The organism is Ruegeria sp. C8 (assembly GCF_056537565.1).
The window spans coordinates 194,379-211,741 of the sequence record NZ_JBQFRV010000002.1 but is presented as its reverse complement, the minus strand read 5'-3'; the positions used below and the strand labels follow the sequence as shown (position 1 = coordinate 211,741).

Sequence of the window (17,363 nt, the reverse complement as noted above, 5' to 3'; positions counted from 1 at the left end):
ACCATCGTCCCGCCGGACGGAAATACTGCGCGCTTGTGCCTGCACTTGGGAACTCCTTGTCGTCAATTTCATACAGACCGCCCTAAGGCAGACTATCTTTCCACCCAATGTAGTCGGTTTGATCACGCTCGCAACTGAGGATCGCGGGGAAATCACCGGCAAGTGAGGTCAGCAGGTCAAAACCCCAGCTGATAGGCGCCCCAAAGCAGCACAAGACCGCTGACAACACAGAGCAGCCCTGCCAAACGCCGCGCTTGTTCTGGCAGCGCGCGCATCGCTTCTAACATACGTTCAATAAGCGAAGGGGCCAGCGCATAGGCCAGCCCCTCGACAATCAGCACCAGCCCAAAGGCCAGAAGGATCATACCCATTATTGGGTCGCCTGTCCGGTGGGCGATTTAAGGTAATTGAAGAACTCCGAATCCGGGCTGAGAACCATCGAGCTGTTCCCGCCCTGCAACGCGCGCTCATAAGCTGACAGCGAGCGGTAGAACTCAAAGAACTCTGGGTCTTTGCCAAAGGCCTCAGCAAAGATCGCGTTGCGTTCGGCGTCTGCCTCACCGCGGATGATCTCGGCCTCGCGGTTAGCGTCTGACACCAATTCAACCACGGTCCGGTCAGCCTGCGCGCGGACACGCTGCGCGGCTTCATTACCACGGGCGCGTTCGTCGGTTGCTTCACGTTCCCGTTCGGCCTTCATCCGGTCAAAGGTCGCCTCCAAGTTCGCCTGCGGCAGATCGGTTGCTTTCAGACGCACGTCGATGACATTGACGCCCAGCGCCCGCGCTTCGGCAATTGCGCTATTGCGGATCCGCAGCATGAGGGCCGCACGGTCAGAACTGAGGATATCCCGCGAGGAGACCGAACCCAGAACTTCCCGAGTTTCCGCACGAAGGATACGGTCCAGACGGTCCTCGGCCACCGGAATACCGCCAACACCAACGGCCTGACGGAACTGCTCTAGATCCGAAATCCGGTAACGCGCGAAGGCATCGACCACCAGACGGCGGTCATCAAGGGGTGTCACCTCAAGCGGCTGCACGTCGATCGACAGGATGCGGTCATCATAGCGCACAACCTCTTGAATCAGAGGAATTTTAAACGCCAATCCGGGCTCTTCCTTGACCGCAACAACGCGACCAAACTGCAGAACCAGAGCGCGTTCACGCTCATCCACGATAAAGATCGAGGACAGAACACCGACAATCGCGAGGAAGACGACCGGTAGGATAAATGTCGTTTTACGCATCAGTTGCTCTCCGCTGCAGGGGTACGACGCAGTTCATTCAACGGCAGGTACGGCACAACGCCCTGCCCCGAGCCGCCGGTGTTTTCGTCAAGGATGATCTTGTCCACGTCACCCAGAACCTGCTCCATACGCTCCAGGTACAAACGCTTGCGGGTCACATCTGGTGCTTTGGAGTATTCCTCCAGAACCGCGCTGAAGCGGCTTGCCTCACCCTGTGCACTGTTGATCTGCTGGGCGCGATAGGCTTCGGCCTCTTCCAGAACCTGAGCAGCTTCACCGCGCGCTTCCGCGAGAACACGGTTCGCATAGGCATCCGCGACGTTCTGCAGACGATCCCGTTCCTGCGCAGCGGCCTGAACGTCACGGAACGCGGCAATCACGTCCTGCGGCGGGTCAGCCTTGTCGAAGTTCACGCGGACTATGTTCACACCCGAATCGTAGCTGTCCATTGTCGCCTGAATCAGTTCTTGCAGACGTTCTGCGATAATGCCGCGGTCTCTGTTCAGGATCGGAGCAAGTTCGCTTTGCGCGATAATCTCACGCATCGCCGATTCCGACACCGCCTGAATCGTTTGACGCGGGTCGCGCAGGTTAAAGAGGAACTTGGCGGGGTCGTTGATGTTCCAAACGACCTGATAGTCGATATCGACCACGTTTTCGTCACCGGTCAGCATCAGACCATCGTCGCTTCCACGAGCGCCGCCCATGTCTTCGTTCTGTTCCCGTGTAACAGGGATGACCTCGGCGGTCACAAAGGGCCAAGGCGCAAAGTTCAGACCGGGATTTCCAACAGCCGAGAATTCGCCAAGGAACAGTTCAACCGACTGTTCTTCGGGCTTAACGGTGTAAAAGCTGGCCGCAGCCCAGAGGCCGATCACAACCAATGCGCCAATCGCCACGGTGCCTTTGGTAAAGATCGGACCACCGCCGCCACCGCCTGAACCGTTGCTGCCACGGCCACCGCCGCCGCGACCGCCCATGAGGACACGCAGCTGCTCTTGCCCTTTTTTCATCAGCTCATCGATCTCGGGGATCTGCGGGCTCTCCCCTTCGGGAGGCTTACGCCCGTCACCGTTGTTACCCCGATTTCCTCCACCACCAGAGGAGCCTCCGCCCCCCCAGGGGCCACCGCTGTTGCCCGCCATATGTGTCTATTCCCTTATGTTTGACCGCGTGATCACGGTGTTCCTTGTAACTTGGTTGCGCGCAGTTGCAAATCAAGCCGTGCGTACAGGTTGACGCATTGTCACCAGTTCTTCGGCCATGACCGGGTGAACTGCAACCGTGCGGTCGAAATCTTCCTTGGTCGCGCCCATTTTGACGGCAATGCCCGCCAACTGGATCATCTCACCCGCGCCAGGTGCCACGATGTGGCAACCCAACACCTTGCGCGTCGCTTGAGACACGATCAGCTTCATCAGAACCCGCTGAGTGCCACCGGCAAAGGATTTCTGCATCGGCTTGAACGAAGTCGCATAGACTTCAATCTGTTCCTGCGCTGCTGCCTCTTCCTCGCTGAGGCCCACGGTGCCGAATTCGGGCTGGGTGAAAATCGCGGTCGGGATCAGTTCATGATCCACTGGCGTCGGGTTGCCTTTGAAGACGGTCTCAACAAAGGCCATGCCTTCGCGGATCGCAACCGGGGTCAGGTTCACGCGGTCGGTCACATCACCAATCGCGTAGATCGAGGGCACGCCAGTCTGACTGTACTCATCCACAACGATCTCACCCTTGCGGCCACGCGAGACGCCCACGTCCTCAAGCCCCAAGTTATCCGCATTCGGAGTGCGCCCGGTGGCATACATGACCACGTCGAAATGATCCTCGGTCCCGTCTGTGGCTTTCACGCGGATCTTGTCACCCTCTTTCGTCATCTCAAGCACATTGGTGCCCAGACGTACGTCGATGCCGTTCTGGCGCATCTCTTCACAGATCAGGCCCCGCGCTTCTTCATCAAAGCCACGCAGGATCTGCGCCCCGCGGTAGAACTGAGTGGTCTTGACGCCCAGCCCGTTCATGATCCCGGCGAATTCACTGGCGATATAGCCGCCACCGACGATCAGGATGCTTTCGGGCAGTTTCTCAAGGTGGAAGATTTCATTTGAGGTGATGGCAAGATCCGAGCCGGGGAAGTCCGGCACAACCGGACGGCCACCCGTCGCAATCAGGATATGCTTGGCGGTTTTACGCGTACCATCGGCCAGTTCAACCGTATGCGGATCGACCACATGGGCGCGCTGATCAAAGCTTTCGACACCGTTGTTTTTCAGTATGTTGCGGTAGATACCTTCCAAACGATCCAGTTCCGTCACCAGCTTTCCGTGGAAGGTGTTCCAGTTGAACGCTCCGGGCTGAATGTCCCAGCCATAGGCCTGCGCGTCGCCAACCATTCCCGAATATTCGCTAGCGAAGACCATCAGCTTCTTGGGAACGCAGCCGCGGATAACGCAAGTGCCGCCGTACCGATCCTCCTCGGCCAGCGCCACTTTGGCACCGTTTTCGCCCGCCGCTACGCGCGCCGCGCGGACCCCGCCCGAGCCTCCGCCGATTACGAAGAGGTCATAGTCAAAGCTCATGCTGGGTTCCTTCATTCAGCTTGCAAAATTCTTTGGATATCTGGGCGCGAAAACCGCCCTGCCAACCCCCAAAGGCGTAAATTTCCAGTATATTCCAACACGTCCTCGGGATGGCGCCTTCCACTCAGTCCGAAAAATCCGAAAACAGGTTGTCCTTGGCGCCCCCGAGGAGCTGGTCCAGTTCAACGGTTCCGGCATTGATGTCGCGCAGCTCGACCCGGCCATCGCCGTAGCCCACAACGACCTTGTCGCAGATGTCTATGAACAGCCCGTTCTCGACGACACCCGGCACCTGGTTCAAAACCAGCGCCATCTGCCGCGCATTGCCAATCCTTTGCAGATGCAGGTCGAGGATATGGTTGCCCTCATCGGTCACAAACGGGGCCTCACCATTCATGCGAAGGGCAGAGTTGGTGCCAAGCACATCCATCGTGTCCAGAACTTCTTCGATCAACGTTCGAGTGGTCTGCCAGCCAAAGGGGATCACCTCGACCGGCAGCGGGAATGCGCCGAGCGTTTCGACCTCTTTCCCGGCATCGGCGATCACCACCATCTGGTCGCTGGCCGTCGCCACGATCTTTTCCTGCAGATGCGCACCGCCTCCGCCCTTGATCAGGTTCAGATCACCGTCGAACTCATCCGCGCCGTCAATCGTCAGGTCCAGCCATCCGGCTTGATCCAGTGACACGACCTCGATCCCGACCTCACGCGCCAGTTGCGCGGTTCGGGTTGAGGTGGGTACTCCCTTGATGCGCAGGCCTTCTTGCTGGACACGCTCGCCCAGACGGCGAACAAGCCAGGCGGCAGTCGAGCCGGTGCCCAGCCCCACCCGCATTCCGTCTTCGACCATGTCGGCCGCGCGGTACGCCGCAACGTATTTGGCTGTGTCGATTGGCGACAAATCCGCGGTCATTGGCAGTCTTCCCCAAATAGTCTGCAAGACTTATATGCAATGCTCCACCCAACTTCGAGACCCAATTCACGTCGCCCGGATGCGAAAGATGTCGCTCAATTGCGCGTTTCCTATCGGAAACGTCGCAAACAAGGCTTTTCAGGTTTCGGTTGCTGTATATCTAGTCCCTATGATGACGCCCTATCGCCTGCACTATGCCCCTGACAACGCCTCGCTGGTGATCCGGCTGGTGCTGGATGAAATGAATCAGCCCTATGAGACGGTGCTGGTTGATCGTCGTCAGAACGCGCAAGACAGCGCAGCCTACCGAGCGTTGAACCCGAACGGGCTGATCCCGGTTCTCGAAACCCCTCAGGGGCCGATATTCGAAACGGCTGCCATTCTGCTGTGGCTGTCCGACAGCCATGGGCAACTTGCGCCCGCGTCTTCCAGCCCTGACCGGGCCGCCTTTCTGAAATGGCTGTTTTTCGCGTCAAACACGCTCCATGCCGATCTGCGCATCCTGTTCTATGCCGAGAAATACATAGACCCAGGACAGGCCGAGACCCTGCGGGCCGGAATACGCCCAAGGCTGCGCACTCATCTGAAAATTCTGGACGCGGTCGCCGCACAGGCTCCGGACTGGCTCAGCGCTGATCAGCCGTCAGTTCTGACATACTATATCGGCTGCATGATGCGGTGGATGGCGCTCTACCCATCCAATGCGGACCGCAGCTGGTACCAACTCGCCGATACGCCCTATCTTCAGCGCATCCTGGCAAAGCTAGAGATGCGTCCCGCAACGCGAACGGCAACAGCCGCCGAAGGTCTTGGGGCCACGCCGTTCACCTCACCTATCTATGCCAACCCTCCAGAAGGCTCAGCTATCTGACATGTTTCTCTCTGTCTTCGATATGTTCAAAGTGGGCATCGGCCCGTCCTCATCCCACACCATGGGCCCCATGGTGGCCGCCGGGCGTTTTCTGGACATGATGCGTGCATCGCCGTTTGAATTTGCCGGGCTGCGCGGCTCACTACACGGCTCGCTGGCCTTTACCGGAGTGGGTCATGCCACCGACCGCGCCACCATCCTTGGCCTCGCCGGTTTCGTGCCGGACACATATGACAACGACAAGGCCGAGGCCGCGCTGGCAGCGATTGCGGAAACGCACACGGTAACGCCTGAAGGACTACCGACGCTGACCTTCAACCCCAAGACCGATCTGGTCTTTGACTACGATCACAATCTGCCCGGCCACGCCAACGGTATGATCCTGATGGCGACCGACGCGCAGGGCGATGTGATATTGCGGCAGGTCTTCTACTCGATCGGCGGCGGCTTTGTTCTGACCGAAGAGGAACTGACCGCTGGCAAGGCCACCGACGAAGGCGCCCCGGTGCCCTTCCCCTTCAAATCCGCCGTCGAGATGTTGGAGATGGCAAAGTCCAGCGGCAAGTCCATTGCCGAAATGAAACGCGCCAACGAAATCGCACGTGGCTGCGCGGATAGCTTTGCCAAAGGCTCTGCCCGGCTGTGGCAGGTGATGGACGACTGTATCGAGCGTGGCCTGACCACCGATGGCATCCTGCCCGGCGGCCTCAGCGTGCGTCGCCGTGCCAAGGGTATCTATGATGCGCTGATGGCCGAGCGCGGTATGAACCTGACCGCGCCGCACACAATCAACGATTGGATGAGCGTCTATGCCATGGCCGTGAACGAGGAAAACGCGGCCGGAGGTCAGGTGGTCACCGCGCCAACCAACGGCGCGGCGGGGGTTCTGCCTGCGGTACTGCGCTACTACCTCGACCACGTGCCCGGCGCATCCGAAAGCCATATTGAGGATTTCCTTCTGACCGCAGGTGCCATTGGGGGGTTGGTGAAATTCAACGCCTCGATCTCAGGGGCTGAGGCTGGATGTCAGGCCGAGGTAGGCAGTGCCTCGGCGATGGCGGCGGCTGGTCTTTGCGCCGTCATGGGTGGCACGCCCGAGCAGGTGGAAAACGCCGCTGAAATCGCGCTTGAACACCATCTGGGTATGACCTGCGATCCGGTTGCAGGGTTGGTTCAGGTGCCGTGCATCGAGCGAAACGGCCTTGGCGCGATAAAGGCCGTTTCGGCCGCGTCGCTTGCATTGCGCGGGGATGGGCAGCATTTTGTGCCCCTAGATGCGGTGATCGAGACCATGCGTCAGACCGGGCATGATATGCATGAGAAGTACAAAGAAACCTCGTTGGGTGGTTTGGCCGTAAACGTCCCGAACTGCTGAGGTGAGACAGGAGGTGGCGAAATGCGAGGACATTGTTTGTGTGGCAAGGTCGCGTACGAAGTTGATCCTCCGGTCTTGTCCTGCGTCTCCTGCCATTGCGACAGTTGCCGCCGCCAGTGTGCCGCTCCGATGACGACTTATTTCGGGGTGCGCGACGGCCAATGGCGCTGGACCGGAGAAGAACCGAAGCGCTTCAACTCTTCGCTTGGGGTCGAGCGGAGCTTCTGTCCGCATTGTGGAACTCCGATCTCATTTCGGTCGACCAAGATGTCGGACGTTCTTCACCTCTATGTCGCGACGCTAGAGAGCCCCGAAGCCCTAGAGCCAACTCTTCATGTGTCACATGAAGAGAAGCTGAGTTGGCTGAAACTGGGCGATGATTTGCCCACCTGCATCGGCCCGGACTACACCAAGGTTCAACCCCTGCCGGAGGCTTGAGAACAGAGCTTTTCTCGGCCCCGGGAAACAGCTAGCGTCGCGGCCATGACTCAGGATCGTCCCGTATTCGGCATCGTACTGATGCTTGGTTTCTGCGTGCTTGCCCCGATGGGGGATGCGCTGGCAAAGCTGTTGGGGGAAACAACCCCGCTGGCGCTGTTGGTCTTCGTGCGTTTTGCCATTCAGGCGGCGATCCTTGTGCCCTTGGTCGCGATGACCGGCAGGCCATGGCGCATGCGGGGCCGTATTCTGCGGCTGACCGTGATCCGCACGCTTTTGCACATCGCTGGCATCACCGCGATGTTCTCGGCGTTGCAATTCCTGCCCCTGGCTGATGCGGTCGCCATCGCCTTCGTGATGCCCTTCATCATGCTGCTGCTCGGAAAATACATACTGAACGAAGAGGTCGGGCACCGCCGCCTTGCGGCCTGTATCGTCGGGTTCGCCGGAACCCTTCTGGTCATTCAACCCAGCTTCGCCGAAGTCGGTGTACCCGCGCTTTTGCCGCTGATCGTTGCAGTTGTTTTTGCCTTGTTCATGCTGGTCACGCGCCAGATCGCCAAAGAGACCGACCCGATGTCGCTGCAGGCCGTCTCGGGCGTGTTTGCCACGATCCTGCTACTGCCGCTTCTGATCTGGGGAACGCAGTCTGAGATCTGGGAGCTCTCGTTCACCCTCCCCTCGGGCAACGAACACTGGCTGCTTCTGTCTATCGGGATACTGGGTACTTTCGCCCATCTGTTTATGACATGGTCGCTGCGCTATGCGCCTTCGGCAACGCTGGCACCGATGCAGTATCTTGAGATCCCCGTCGCCACCCTGATCGGCTGGCTGATCTTTCACGACCTGCCGAACGGTCTGGCTGCGCTTGGCATCCTGATCACGATCGCCGCAGGGCTCTATGTTATTCTGCGCGAGAGGGCCACGGCGCGCTCAGCCCCGACTGAAACGCCTGCATGACTTGATCCAGAGCGCTACGAGGTACCATCACCAACATTCCCGGGCCGTCCATCTGAAGCTCAACCTTTGAAATGACACGGTTCGAGGTGCCCACCTGCCCGCTCGGATCGAAGTGAAGCCCCTCGATCGGCCACTCCAACCCGCGGCTGCGCCCGGTGACATTTTTCAGAGGAAAGAGAGAAACAACTGCGCCCGGCGTCAGATCCAACACGATGCTGGGCGGCGCATGGAACACGACCTCATGCGCGCCGATCAGAACACACGCCTTGTCCGGATACCGGACCAGAGTGTTCAAGACCGCCAATTGATGGTCCAGCCGCCCTCCCAAAAATCCAGCCCCTAACACCAAAGGGGCGTGCACGTTCCGCAGTGCCTTGTCGAAATCCGTGCTGTCCTGTTCCGCAATCGGAAAAAGGCGATCCTGAGGAATACGAGTTCTGATTTCAGGGGACAACGAATCGAAATCACCAATCACGGCATCCGGAATCCGCCCCGAATCGACCAGAACCGAGGCTCCACCATCCGCCGCAACCGCAATTGTGACGCTATTCAGCACCAAATTCAGGTCTTCAGGGCCGATCTGCCCCCCTCCAAACAGCCCGATTGGGCCACTTGAACGTACAATTGCCCCATTTTTTCTAAGATTGATCATTTTTCCCGGATTTGGACACATTGAGACCACAAAATGATAGGTTCATGCAGTTAGTTCCGAGTCGATCGGGTTGCCCCTGTCCGGGCGGATCGGCTCAGTTAGTTTGTAAAGGACGCATGTCTGATGGTACAGAACAACAAGGTATTGACCGTTTCCTATGGGACTTTCTCGTGCACTTTGGAAGGGTTCGATGACTCTTTCGAGACTATGAAAGCCATAGCAGAATACTTCCGCGATCTTGCGGCGGAAGACAGATACTTTGGATCTGAACCCCCGCAACCTGACGCCGAAATGCTGACGCGGATTGCACAGCGCGACAACGTGCAACAGGTTGAAGCGCGCCCAAGCGATACCGGCCTGCTTCTGCGCGCCACGGAAACACCCCCCCGTATTGAAACGCCCCCCGCCCCTGAAGCGACCCTGCCACAGGATAACGCCATGCCCCAATCGCCCGATCTGAATGTTGTCCAGCCGACCCCCTCTGCGACACCTGAAACAGACACTGCCGCATCTTTCTTTTCCGAAGCTGCGCCGGTCGATGCCGACGCGGACCCGGCGCCCGATAGCCTGGCCGCCAAGCTGCAACGTATCCGCGCGGTTGTTTCCCATTCGGACGTGGATACGGACAACTATGCCGAGGAAGAGGTCGCCCCCCTAACGGCCGACACCCCGGCGCCGATGGACGCTGTCTCAGCCGCCTTTGCAGCAGGTTCGCTGAGCCCCGAAGATCTGGCCCCTCAGGCCCCGGCCCCTACCGAGGCACCTGCCGTCGAAGCCGTTGAAGAGGCACACGCGCCGGAACTGCCGGATGCGCCAGCCATGGAATCGGCGCCGCTTGATTTGCAAGATGAGACCCCAATGCAAATCGAGTTTAAAGACTCAGAGGAAGAAGAGGCCCCCGAGGTGATCTTCGACGAAGACGTCGAGACGGCAACCGATAACAGCGATGAGATTGAGAATGTCCTCAGCCCGGCAGACGAAACGGAAGACGATCAGCAAGGTGTTCTGACCGCTGAGGATGAAGAAAGCCTGTTCCTCGAGATTGACGAGATCGAAGAGGAAATGGATGCGCAAGCGACCGTGGCGTCCTCGGATCTGGATCAGGATGTCTCGCGCCTGATGGCAAAAGCAGATGAGCAGATGGACGACCCGGCCGCTAGCGGCACACGTGAGGCCTATTCCCATCTGCGTACGGCCGTTGCTGCAACCTCGGCGGAAGATGTGGCCAAGCAGGCCGCGACTGATGAAGAGTATCGTGGCGATTTGGCCTCGGTCGTCAGCCCTCGCCGCCCAGACGATGTTCAGGTCACCAGCAAACGCCCTGATGCAGACATGGCGGCCCCTCTGAAGCTGGTCGCCGAGCAGCGTATTGACGCGCCCAACGCGGATACTGGCCCGGTGACCCCCCGCCGTGTCACCTCGGATCAGTCCGAGGACGCGTCAGAAGAAAGCGGCTTTGCACAATTTGCACAGGATCAGGGCGCGCAGTCTCTGTCCGACCTTCTCGAAGCGGCTGCGGCGTACTTGTCCTTCATCGAAGGGCAGGAACAGTTCTCGCGCCCGCAATTGATGAACAAGGTCCGCTCGCTGAAACAGGATGAGTTCAATCGCGAAGAAAGCCTGAAGTCTTTCGGACAGCTTCTACGCGACGGCAAAATCGAAAAAGCCGGCGGAGGGCGCTTTGCGGCCTCAAGTGACATCGGATTTCGCCCGGAAGGTGAACGCGCCGTAGGCTGATATCCTTTTTGCCGCTATCGAGAGTGGGTCGGAGATTTCTTCGACCCATTTTTCTTGCACTTTCGCTATGAAATCCCGATGCGGACATGATGCCGCTATGCTGCATTGCAGAAAAATGATATCTTCTGAGTAAAGGTAACAGATCTTTAAGTTCGTGTTCAAATCAAGGCTCCGCCATGTATGAACTACCAATTCGACGCCTCAGAGCATTCGACAAGCCCAAAATAGAAAGCCATTTCAAGAGCCTCGATGCAGAAGCACTGACATCTCGATTTGGCGTACCGGTCAGCCCGGCCTTTGTTGAGAATTATCTCTCAGGCATATTCAAAAATTCTGCGCTGGTATTTGGCGCGTTCCCCGATTCCTGCCTGCGCGGCGTCGGAGAATTGCGGGCTGTTCCGGACAGCCACAACCACGTGGCTGAACTTGCCTTCACCGTTGAAACCGTCTGGCAGGACCTAGGGATCGGCGATGCTCTGCTGTCGCGGATAGTCACTGCTGCCCGCAATCGTGGATTTCGCGAAGTCCATATGTTGTGCCTTGCCACCAATCAAAAAATGCGCCGTCTGGCTGCAAAACACGAGGCCGAGCTGAAACTGACGACAGGACAGATTGAGGCGACCCTGACAGCGCCCTGGCCCACCCCCTTCAGTGTCGCCGAAGAAATCTCGGGCGAGTATCATGCCATGGCCCGAGCTATTCTAAGCTGGCCGGGAAACGATCGGCGAACCGGCTAGGGTCAGACAAAGACGCGTAGCGCCTTCGACGACCAAATGCGTTCTTTGAACCCGACAGCCCGAAGCTGAAACTTCGGACTTGCCCTCATCTCACTGTCTCGGTGTCGCGCAGGGAAATGACACGAGCCTGTGACCCAAGCAGAGATACTGATCAATCGGACTTTTGGTCCGGGTCTTCTTTCCCGACGCCCTTGAACACGAACTTGAAGGGCAAAGCCCACAGGATGCCCAACGCCACGTAAACCAGCAGCTCAAGCCAGATCGGAGGACGATCCAACCAATTCACCACCGTGACCACGGCGACAATATAGACAGGCAGGCCGATCACTAGAATGAACAGAGACCAACGCCTGCGCGCCTTGTAGCTGAGCCCGGGTGTCTTGTCGTCAGACATCAGTCTGCAAACGGGTCGGTCACCAGAATGGTGTCGTCCCGCTCCGGGCTGGTGGACAGCAGCGCCACTGGGCATTCGATCAACTCTTCGACCCGGCGCACGTATTTGATCGCGTTTGCGGGCAGATCCGCCCAACTGCGCGCGCCTTCGGTGGATTCGCTCCATCCGGGCATCTCTTCGTAGATGGGCGTGCAGCGCGCCTGCTGATCGGCGGCGGTCGGCAGATAGTCCAGACGCTCACCATCCAACTCATAGCCTGTGCAGATCTTGAGTGTTTCGAAACCATCCAACACATCGAGCTTGGTGAGAGAGATCCCGTTCACCCCGCTCGTTGCACAGGTCTGACGCACCAGACAGGCATCGAACCATCCGCAGCGGCGCTGACGGCCAGTAGTCGTGCCGAACTCATGCCCACGCTCGCCCAGTCGCTGACCATCGGCATCCTCAAGCTCGGTTGGGAACGGCCCCTCACCCACGCGGGTTGTGTAGGCTTTGACGATCCCAAGCACGAAGTCGATCGAGCCCGGCCCGATCCCCACACCTGTCGCCGCTTGACCAGCGATCACATTCGAGGACGTCACAAAAGGATAGGTGCCAAAGTCGATATCCAGCAGCGCACCTTGCGCGCCTTCGAAAAGGATACGTTTGCCCGCCTTGCGTTTTTCGTTGAGAACCTTCCAAACCGGCGCCGCAAAAGGCAGAATTTCCGCTGCAATTTCTTTGAGCTGCGCCAGGAGAGCATCGCGGTCAACAGGTTCAATCCCAAGACCTTTGCGCAAAGGATCGTGGTGCTGCAACGCACGATCAACACGGGCTTCCAGCGTCGCCTCGTCGGCAAGATCGGCAACACGCACCGAACGGCGTCCGACCTTGTCTTCGTATGCGGGGCCAATCCCGCGCCCCGTGGTACCAATCTTTGTCCCTTTGCTCGCTGCTTCCTCGCGCGCGCGGTCCAACTCACCGTGGATCGGCAGAATCAGAGGGGTGTTCTCGGCAATCATCAGCGTCTCGGGCGTGATCTCAACGCCCTGAGCGCGGACAGTCGCGATTTCTTTGACCAGATGCCACGGGTCCAGCACCACGCCATTGCCGATCACGCTGAGCTTACCGCCGCGTACTACGCCCGAGGGCAACGCATGCAGTTTGTAAACCTCGCCATCAATAACCAGAGTGTGGCCGGCATTGTGCCCGCCCTGAAAACGCGCGATCACGTCTGCCCGCTCGCTGAGCCAGTCGACGATCTTGCCTTTTCCTTCGTCACCCCATTGGGCGCCGACAACAACCACGTTGGCCATATCCGGTCCTTTTCGCGAAAAGATATCAAACTCGGCTGATATAACGAGGCTCAGACGGTAGGGAAACCGATATTTCGCCGCATCTGCAAATCGCGCTGCGCGCAATGCCTCCGGCGGGGATATTTTTAGCCAGATGAAGTACGGATCCCCTGCTTCATCTGGCCGAAAATATCTCGGGGGAGTCGCCAAAGGCGGCGGGGGCAGCGCCCCCAACTCGCTTTACGGCAAACGGACCGGTTTACCATGAGGCGTGGTCAGATAAGCTTCTTCCCAAGCTCCCTGCAGCAAGGTGACCTCATCCGAGCGTGCATCCCCTTGTTCAGCCAACAGGGCTTCAAGGGTTTCAAGCCATGCTTGGAAGTAGTCATCCCCGCCATCCAGCTCTTTGTTCAGACCGTTCCGTTTCAATGTGTGCGAAAACCGGTCTGCCCAGTTGGGCCAGTCAAAACGCCCCGCCTCGTTCAGCGCGACGGTGACCGCAAAGACCTGCGCATGCCAGGGTTCTGAGAACACAGGCTCCGGCGCGGAGGCTGTGATGCAGCTGCTCATGCAGGCTCCAGATAGGATTGCCAAAGGTCCAGCACCACTTCGTCCTTGGGGTGTTCCGGATCGGCCCATAGCTCGGACGCCAGGAAAGATACGGCATAGAGAGGCTCTGGGGCCTCTCCCAGCCCGTGGGCGTTAGAATCAGGCAGAACGTGCGTGCCGTGCATGTGAAGGATCCGCCCTTGAGCACCAGCGGCGTAGTTCGGCAAACGTGTGTGTCCACCATCCACCAAACGGTTCGCGGCGGGTCGCACTGTTTTCACCATCTGTCCGACCTCGAACTGCGTCGCGATGTTCGAGTTGCGGTCCGCAGGGCCGCCTTTGGCCAATGCAGCTGCGACGGCTTGCGCTTTCAACATGCGGTCCGCCAGTGGATGATCCTCGACCGAGGCTTCTCCACGCAGGTCTTCGAGGGTCAGCACCCCTTTGGCGACCAGCAGATCAGCCAGCCCAGAGATCCATTTCTCATAGTAGGAAAACCGGGTGTAGTCCTTCGGCGACAGCTGCTCACGCGCGTGGCGCGATGTGTCAATGTTCCATTGCCCCAAAAAGCCCGAGGCCAGCGTTACGGCCAAGGCCCGCGCGTGCCAGTCTTCGGCAAAGATGGGAGCGTCTTCAGCTTCCGGGTTGATCGGGCCGTCTCCAAACCGCCCTCCCATATCGTGAACGCGCGTCATGATGCCTCCTTGGGCAGGCCCGTGCCGATCATGCTGTCGCGCGTGACCAAAGCCGCGAGTTCCTCTTCGCCCAACCCTTCAGTCCCCTCGGGACGCATGGGCAACACAAGATAGCGAATCTCGGCCGTGGAGTCCCAGACGCGTACCGCTGTGTCCTCGGCGAGCGTCACACCAAACTCAGCCAGAACCTTGCGCGGTTCGCGCACGGCGCGGGCACGGTAGGCGTCGGATTTATACCAGCCGGGCGGGATACCAAGCAGCGGCCACGGATAGCAACTGCAAAGCGTACAAACGACCATGTTGTGCTGCTCCGGTGTGTTTTCGACCACCACCATATGTTCGCCTTGACGACCATAGTAACCAAGCTCGGCGACAACCGGCGTTGCATCTTCAAGCAATGCGGCTTTGAACGCAGGATCGCTCCAGGCCCTGGCGACAACGCGCGCGCCGTTTTGCGGGCCAATCTTGTTCTGGTAGGTGTCGATGATTTCATCCAGCGCCGCCGGGTCGATCAACCCCTTCCGGGTCAGAATCGTTTCGAGCGCTTTGACGCGCAGCGCGGGTTCGGGGGGCAGCAAGGCTTGCGGGTGGTCAGAATGATCATGAGGCATGACCGCAGGGTGCGCCAAGCCTGACCGATCTGTCCAGTCCCTTTGGCGTGATGTGCAACATCATCACCTGTGATGCCAACTCGTGACTTGCCCCCAGAACCAAACTTGCATAAGTACCACGCGATACACGCCACGCTGTACAGGACCACCATGGAAAACGTCGTTCTCATCATCCATCTTCTTCTGGCTTTGGGCCTGATCGCCGTCGTTCTGATGCAGCGGTCCGAGGGTGGCGGTCTTGGCATGGGTGGCGGTGGCGGCGGCGCCATGACAGGCCGCGCAGCTGCAACGGCCCTGGGCAAAGTGACATGGATCCTGGCTGCCTGCTTTATCGTCACCTCGATCACCTTAACGATTCTGGCAGCGCAGAAGTCCTCGGGCAGCTCGGTCATCGACCGTTTGGGCGTTCCGGCTCCGGCCGCGACTGAAGAAAGCGCACCTGCAGTTCCGTCTGCAGATGACCTGCTGCCTCCGGCACAGGGCGACAACGCTCCGCTGATCCCGCAGGCCGACTAAGCCACAAAACCTAGAAACCTGAAAGAGAACTGCAACAGCATCTTGCGGTTCTCTTGCGCTATTGGCGCGAATCCTTTATACGTGAAGTCCCGTGATGCAGCGGTTTTTCGGAACCGTCGGGCAGCTGATATTGACGTCTCACGGGAGCAGCCGAAAAAACATGGCGCGTTTTATTTTCATCACTGGTGGTGTGGTTTCGTCCTTGGGTAAAGGACTGGCCTCGGCGGCCCTGGGATCGCTGTTGCAGGCCCGGGGATACTCGGTGCGTCTGCGCAAGCTAGACCCCTATCTGAACGTCGATCCTGGCACCATGTCGCCTTTCGAGCATGGCGAGGTTTTCGTCACCGATGATGGCGCTGAAACCGACCTGGACCTTGGTCACTATGAGCGCTTCACCGGTGTGGCCGCGCGCAAGACCGACTCGGTCAGCTCGGGGCGGATCTATTCCAACGTGTTGGAGAAAGAGCGCCGCGGAGATTACCTCGGCAAGACCATTCAGGTGATCCCGCACGTCACCAATGAGATCAAGGACTTCATCGCCATTGGCGAGGATGAGGTCGATTTCATGCTGTGTGAGATCGGCGGCACAGTGGGCGATATCGAAGGTCTGCCCTTCTTCGAAGCCATCCGTCAGTTCAGCCAGGACAAGCCGCGCGGTCAGTGTATCTTTATGCACCTTACCCTGCTGCCTTACATCAAGGCCTCGGGTGAGCTGAAAACCAAACCGACCCAGCACTCGGTGAAAGAGCTGCGCTCGATTGGCCTGGCCCCCGATATTCTGGTTTGCCGGTCCGAGGGGCCGATCCCCACGAAAGAGCGTGAGAAACTGGCCCTGTTCTGCAATGTGCGACCCGATAGTGTGATCGCTGCGCAGGACCTGTCCACCATCTACGACGCGCCTCTGGCCTATCATAAGGAAGGTTTGGATCAGGCGGTTCTGGACGCGTTCCAGATCAGCCCTGCCCCCAAGCCCGATCTGGCCAAATGGGAGGACGTCAGCGACCGCATCCATAACGCCGAAGGCGAGGTGAAGGTTGCCATCGTGGGGAAATATACCCAGCTGGAAGACGCCTATAAGTCGATTGCCGAGGCGCTGACCCATGGCGGCATGGCGAACCGCGTCAGGGTCAAGATCGAATGGGTCGATGCCGAGGTGTTCGACCACGAAGATGCCGCCCCCTATCTGGAAGGCTACCACGCCATCCTCGTCCCCGGCGGCTTTGGCGAACGCGGCACTGAAGGCAAGATCAAAGCCGCGCAATACGCGCGCGAGCACAAGGTTCCGTATCTGGGCATCTGTCTCGGCATGCAGATGGCTGTGATCGAAGCCGCGCGCAATGCGGCTGGTATCACCGAGGCGGGCTCGGAAGAGTTCGACCACGAGGCAGGTAAGAAACGGTTTGAACCGGTGGTCTATCATCTCAAGGAATGGGTGCAGGGCAACCACAAGGTCGAACGCAAAGTGGGCGACGACAAGGGCGGCACCATGCGCCTTGGCGCCTACAACGCGGTTCTCGCCGAAGGGTCGAAAGTTGCGAATGTCTATGGCGGCACTCAGATCGAGGAACGCCACCGCCATCGCTATGAGGTCGACATTAAATATCGCGAGCAGCTTGAAAAAGCGGGCCTTAACTTCTCGGGCATGTCCCCCGATGGCCGCTTGCCCGAGATTGTCGAATGGTCGGATCACCCGTGGTTCATCGGCGTTCAGTATCACCCCGAGCTGAAATCCAAGCCGTTTGACCCGCATCCCCTGTTCCGCGACTTCGTGCGCGCGGCCAAGGACAGTTCTCGACTGGTCTGATCCGGTCGCTGC

General features: G+C 58.9%; 19 protein-coding genes. 8 read left to right on the top strand and 11 right to left on the bottom strand.

What is annotated here, in order from left to right; all coding sequences use genetic code 11:
• Window positions 1–176 precede the first annotated feature (176 nt).
• The 5 genes from ACR0KL_RS04680 to rpiA form a co-directional block, all read right to left on the bottom strand.
• On the bottom strand, window positions 177–371 hold the full coding sequence (locus tag ACR0KL_RS04680; RefSeq protein WP_475217849.1) for a DUF2065 domain-containing protein: 195 nt from the start codon (window positions 369–371) through the stop codon (window positions 177–179).
• Window positions 371–1,249, bottom strand: coding sequence for a protease modulator HflC (hflC, locus tag ACR0KL_RS04675; RefSeq protein WP_170689879.1), 879 nt, complete (start codon window positions 1,247–1,249; stop codon window positions 371–373). Before hflC ends, ACR0KL_RS04680 begins: the two co-directional genes overlap by 1 nt.
• A complete protein-coding gene (gene hflK / locus ACR0KL_RS04670; protein ID WP_480776677.1) occupies window positions 1,249–2,394 on the bottom strand; it encodes an FtsH protease activity modulator HflK in 1,146 nt (381 codons plus the stop codon). The genes hflC and hflK overlap by 1 nt, the downstream gene beginning before the upstream one ends.
• 72 nt (window positions 2,395–2,466) lie before the next feature.
• The gene (gene gor / locus ACR0KL_RS04665; protein WP_480776676.1) at window positions 2,467–3,825 is read right to left on the bottom strand and encodes a glutathione-disulfide reductase; all 1,359 of its coding nucleotides are present in this window, start codon (window positions 3,823–3,825) and stop codon (window positions 2,467–2,469) included.
• Window positions 3,826–3,949: 124 nt separating this feature from the next.
• Complete coding sequence (gene rpiA / locus ACR0KL_RS04660; RefSeq protein ID WP_170376321.1) at window positions 3,950–4,738, bottom strand: ribose-5-phosphate isomerase RpiA; 789 nt, start codon at window positions 4,736–4,738, stop codon at window positions 3,950–3,952.
• Between the two features lie 169 nt (window positions 4,739–4,907).
• Here rpiA and ACR0KL_RS04655 point away from each other — a divergent pair, with 169 nt between their 5' ends.
• Genes ACR0KL_RS04655 through ACR0KL_RS04640 form a run of 4 tightly spaced genes read left to right on the top strand, consistent with a single transcriptional unit; the run spans window position 4,908 to window position 8,382 of the window.
• Window positions 4,908–5,609, top strand: a complete 702-nt coding sequence (locus ACR0KL_RS04655; RefSeq protein WP_170677851.1) for a glutathione S-transferase family protein — start codon at window positions 4,908–4,910, stop codon at window positions 5,607–5,609.
• Between the two features lies 1 nt (window position 5,610).
• Window positions 5,611–6,984: an L-serine ammonia-lyase gene (locus ACR0KL_RS04650; RefSeq protein ID WP_170677559.1), complete on the top strand. Its 1,374-nt coding sequence runs from the start codon at window positions 5,611–5,613 to the stop codon at window positions 6,982–6,984.
• 21 nt (window positions 6,985–7,005) lie between these two features.
• Window positions 7,006–7,422 (top strand): GFA family protein, encoded by a 417-nt coding sequence (locus ACR0KL_RS04645; protein ID WP_170677557.1) that lies wholly within the window; start codon window positions 7,006–7,008, stop codon window positions 7,420–7,422.
• Window positions 7,423–7,467: 45 nt separating this feature from the next.
• Entirely contained in the window at window positions 7,468–8,382 is a 915-nt protein-coding gene (locus ACR0KL_RS04640) for a DMT family transporter (protein ID WP_170677555.1), read from the top strand.
• On the opposite strand, the gene ACR0KL_RS04635 is transcribed toward ACR0KL_RS04640, so the two are convergent.
• Entirely contained in the window at window positions 8,327–9,034 is a 708-nt protein-coding gene (locus ACR0KL_RS04635; protein WP_170677553.1) for a thiamine diphosphokinase, read from the bottom strand. The two genes, ACR0KL_RS04640 and ACR0KL_RS04635, sit on opposite strands and share 56 nt — an antisense overlap.
• A gap of 123 nt (window positions 9,035–9,157) precedes the next feature.
• Here ACR0KL_RS04635 and ACR0KL_RS04630 point away from each other — a divergent pair, with 123 nt between their 5' ends.
• Both ACR0KL_RS04630 and ACR0KL_RS04625 read left to right on the top strand, forming a co-directional pair.
• Window positions 9,158–10,771, top strand: coding sequence for a hypothetical protein (locus tag ACR0KL_RS04630; RefSeq protein ID WP_170677551.1), 1,614 nt, complete (start codon window positions 9,158–9,160; stop codon window positions 10,769–10,771).
• Window positions 10,772–10,947: 176 nt separating this feature from the next.
• Window positions 10,948–11,508 (top strand): GNAT family N-acetyltransferase, encoded by a 561-nt coding sequence (locus ACR0KL_RS04625; protein ID WP_170376311.1) that lies wholly within the window; start codon window positions 10,948–10,950, stop codon window positions 11,506–11,508.
• A gap of 151 nt (window positions 11,509–11,659) precedes the next feature.
• On the opposite strand, the gene ACR0KL_RS04620 is transcribed toward ACR0KL_RS04625, so the two are convergent.
• The 5 genes from ACR0KL_RS04620 to nthA form a co-directional block, all read right to left on the bottom strand.
• The gene (locus ACR0KL_RS04620; protein ID WP_170470166.1) at window positions 11,660–11,902 is read right to left on the bottom strand and encodes a DUF2842 domain-containing protein; all 243 of its coding nucleotides are present in this window, start codon (window positions 11,900–11,902) and stop codon (window positions 11,660–11,662) included.
• A complete protein-coding gene (locus ACR0KL_RS04615) occupies window positions 11,902–13,197 on the bottom strand; it encodes an adenylosuccinate synthase (protein WP_170487726.1) in 1,296 nt (431 codons plus the stop codon). The genes ACR0KL_RS04620 and ACR0KL_RS04615 overlap by 1 nt, the downstream gene beginning before the upstream one ends.
• Before the next feature lie 219 nt (window positions 13,198–13,416).
• The gene (locus tag ACR0KL_RS04610) at window positions 13,417–13,746 is read right to left on the bottom strand and encodes a nitrile hydratase accessory protein (protein ID WP_170677550.1); all 330 of its coding nucleotides are present in this window, start codon (window positions 13,744–13,746) and stop codon (window positions 13,417–13,419) included.
• The gene (gene nthB / locus ACR0KL_RS04605; RefSeq protein ID WP_170677548.1) at window positions 13,743–14,420 is read right to left on the bottom strand and encodes a nitrile hydratase subunit beta; all 678 of its coding nucleotides are present in this window, start codon (window positions 14,418–14,420) and stop codon (window positions 13,743–13,745) included. The genes ACR0KL_RS04610 and nthB overlap by 4 nt, the downstream gene beginning before the upstream one ends.
• Complete coding sequence (gene nthA / locus ACR0KL_RS04600) at window positions 14,417–15,031, bottom strand: nitrile hydratase subunit alpha (RefSeq protein ID WP_480776675.1); 615 nt, start codon at window positions 15,029–15,031, stop codon at window positions 14,417–14,419. Before nthA ends, nthB begins: the two co-directional genes overlap by 4 nt.
• Before the next feature lie 150 nt (window positions 15,032–15,181).
• Here nthA and secG point away from each other — a divergent pair, with 150 nt between their 5' ends.
• Both secG and ACR0KL_RS04590 read left to right on the top strand, forming a co-directional pair.
• A complete protein-coding gene (secG, locus tag ACR0KL_RS04595; RefSeq protein WP_170376300.1) occupies window positions 15,182–15,547 on the top strand; it encodes a preprotein translocase subunit SecG in 366 nt (121 codons plus the stop codon).
• 160 nt (window positions 15,548–15,707) lie between these two features.
• On the top strand, window positions 15,708–17,351 hold the full coding sequence (locus ACR0KL_RS04590) for a CTP synthase (RefSeq protein WP_170487733.1): 1,644 nt from the start codon (window positions 15,708–15,710) through the stop codon (window positions 17,349–17,351).
• The last annotated feature ends 12 nt before the right edge of the window (window positions 17,352–17,363 follow it).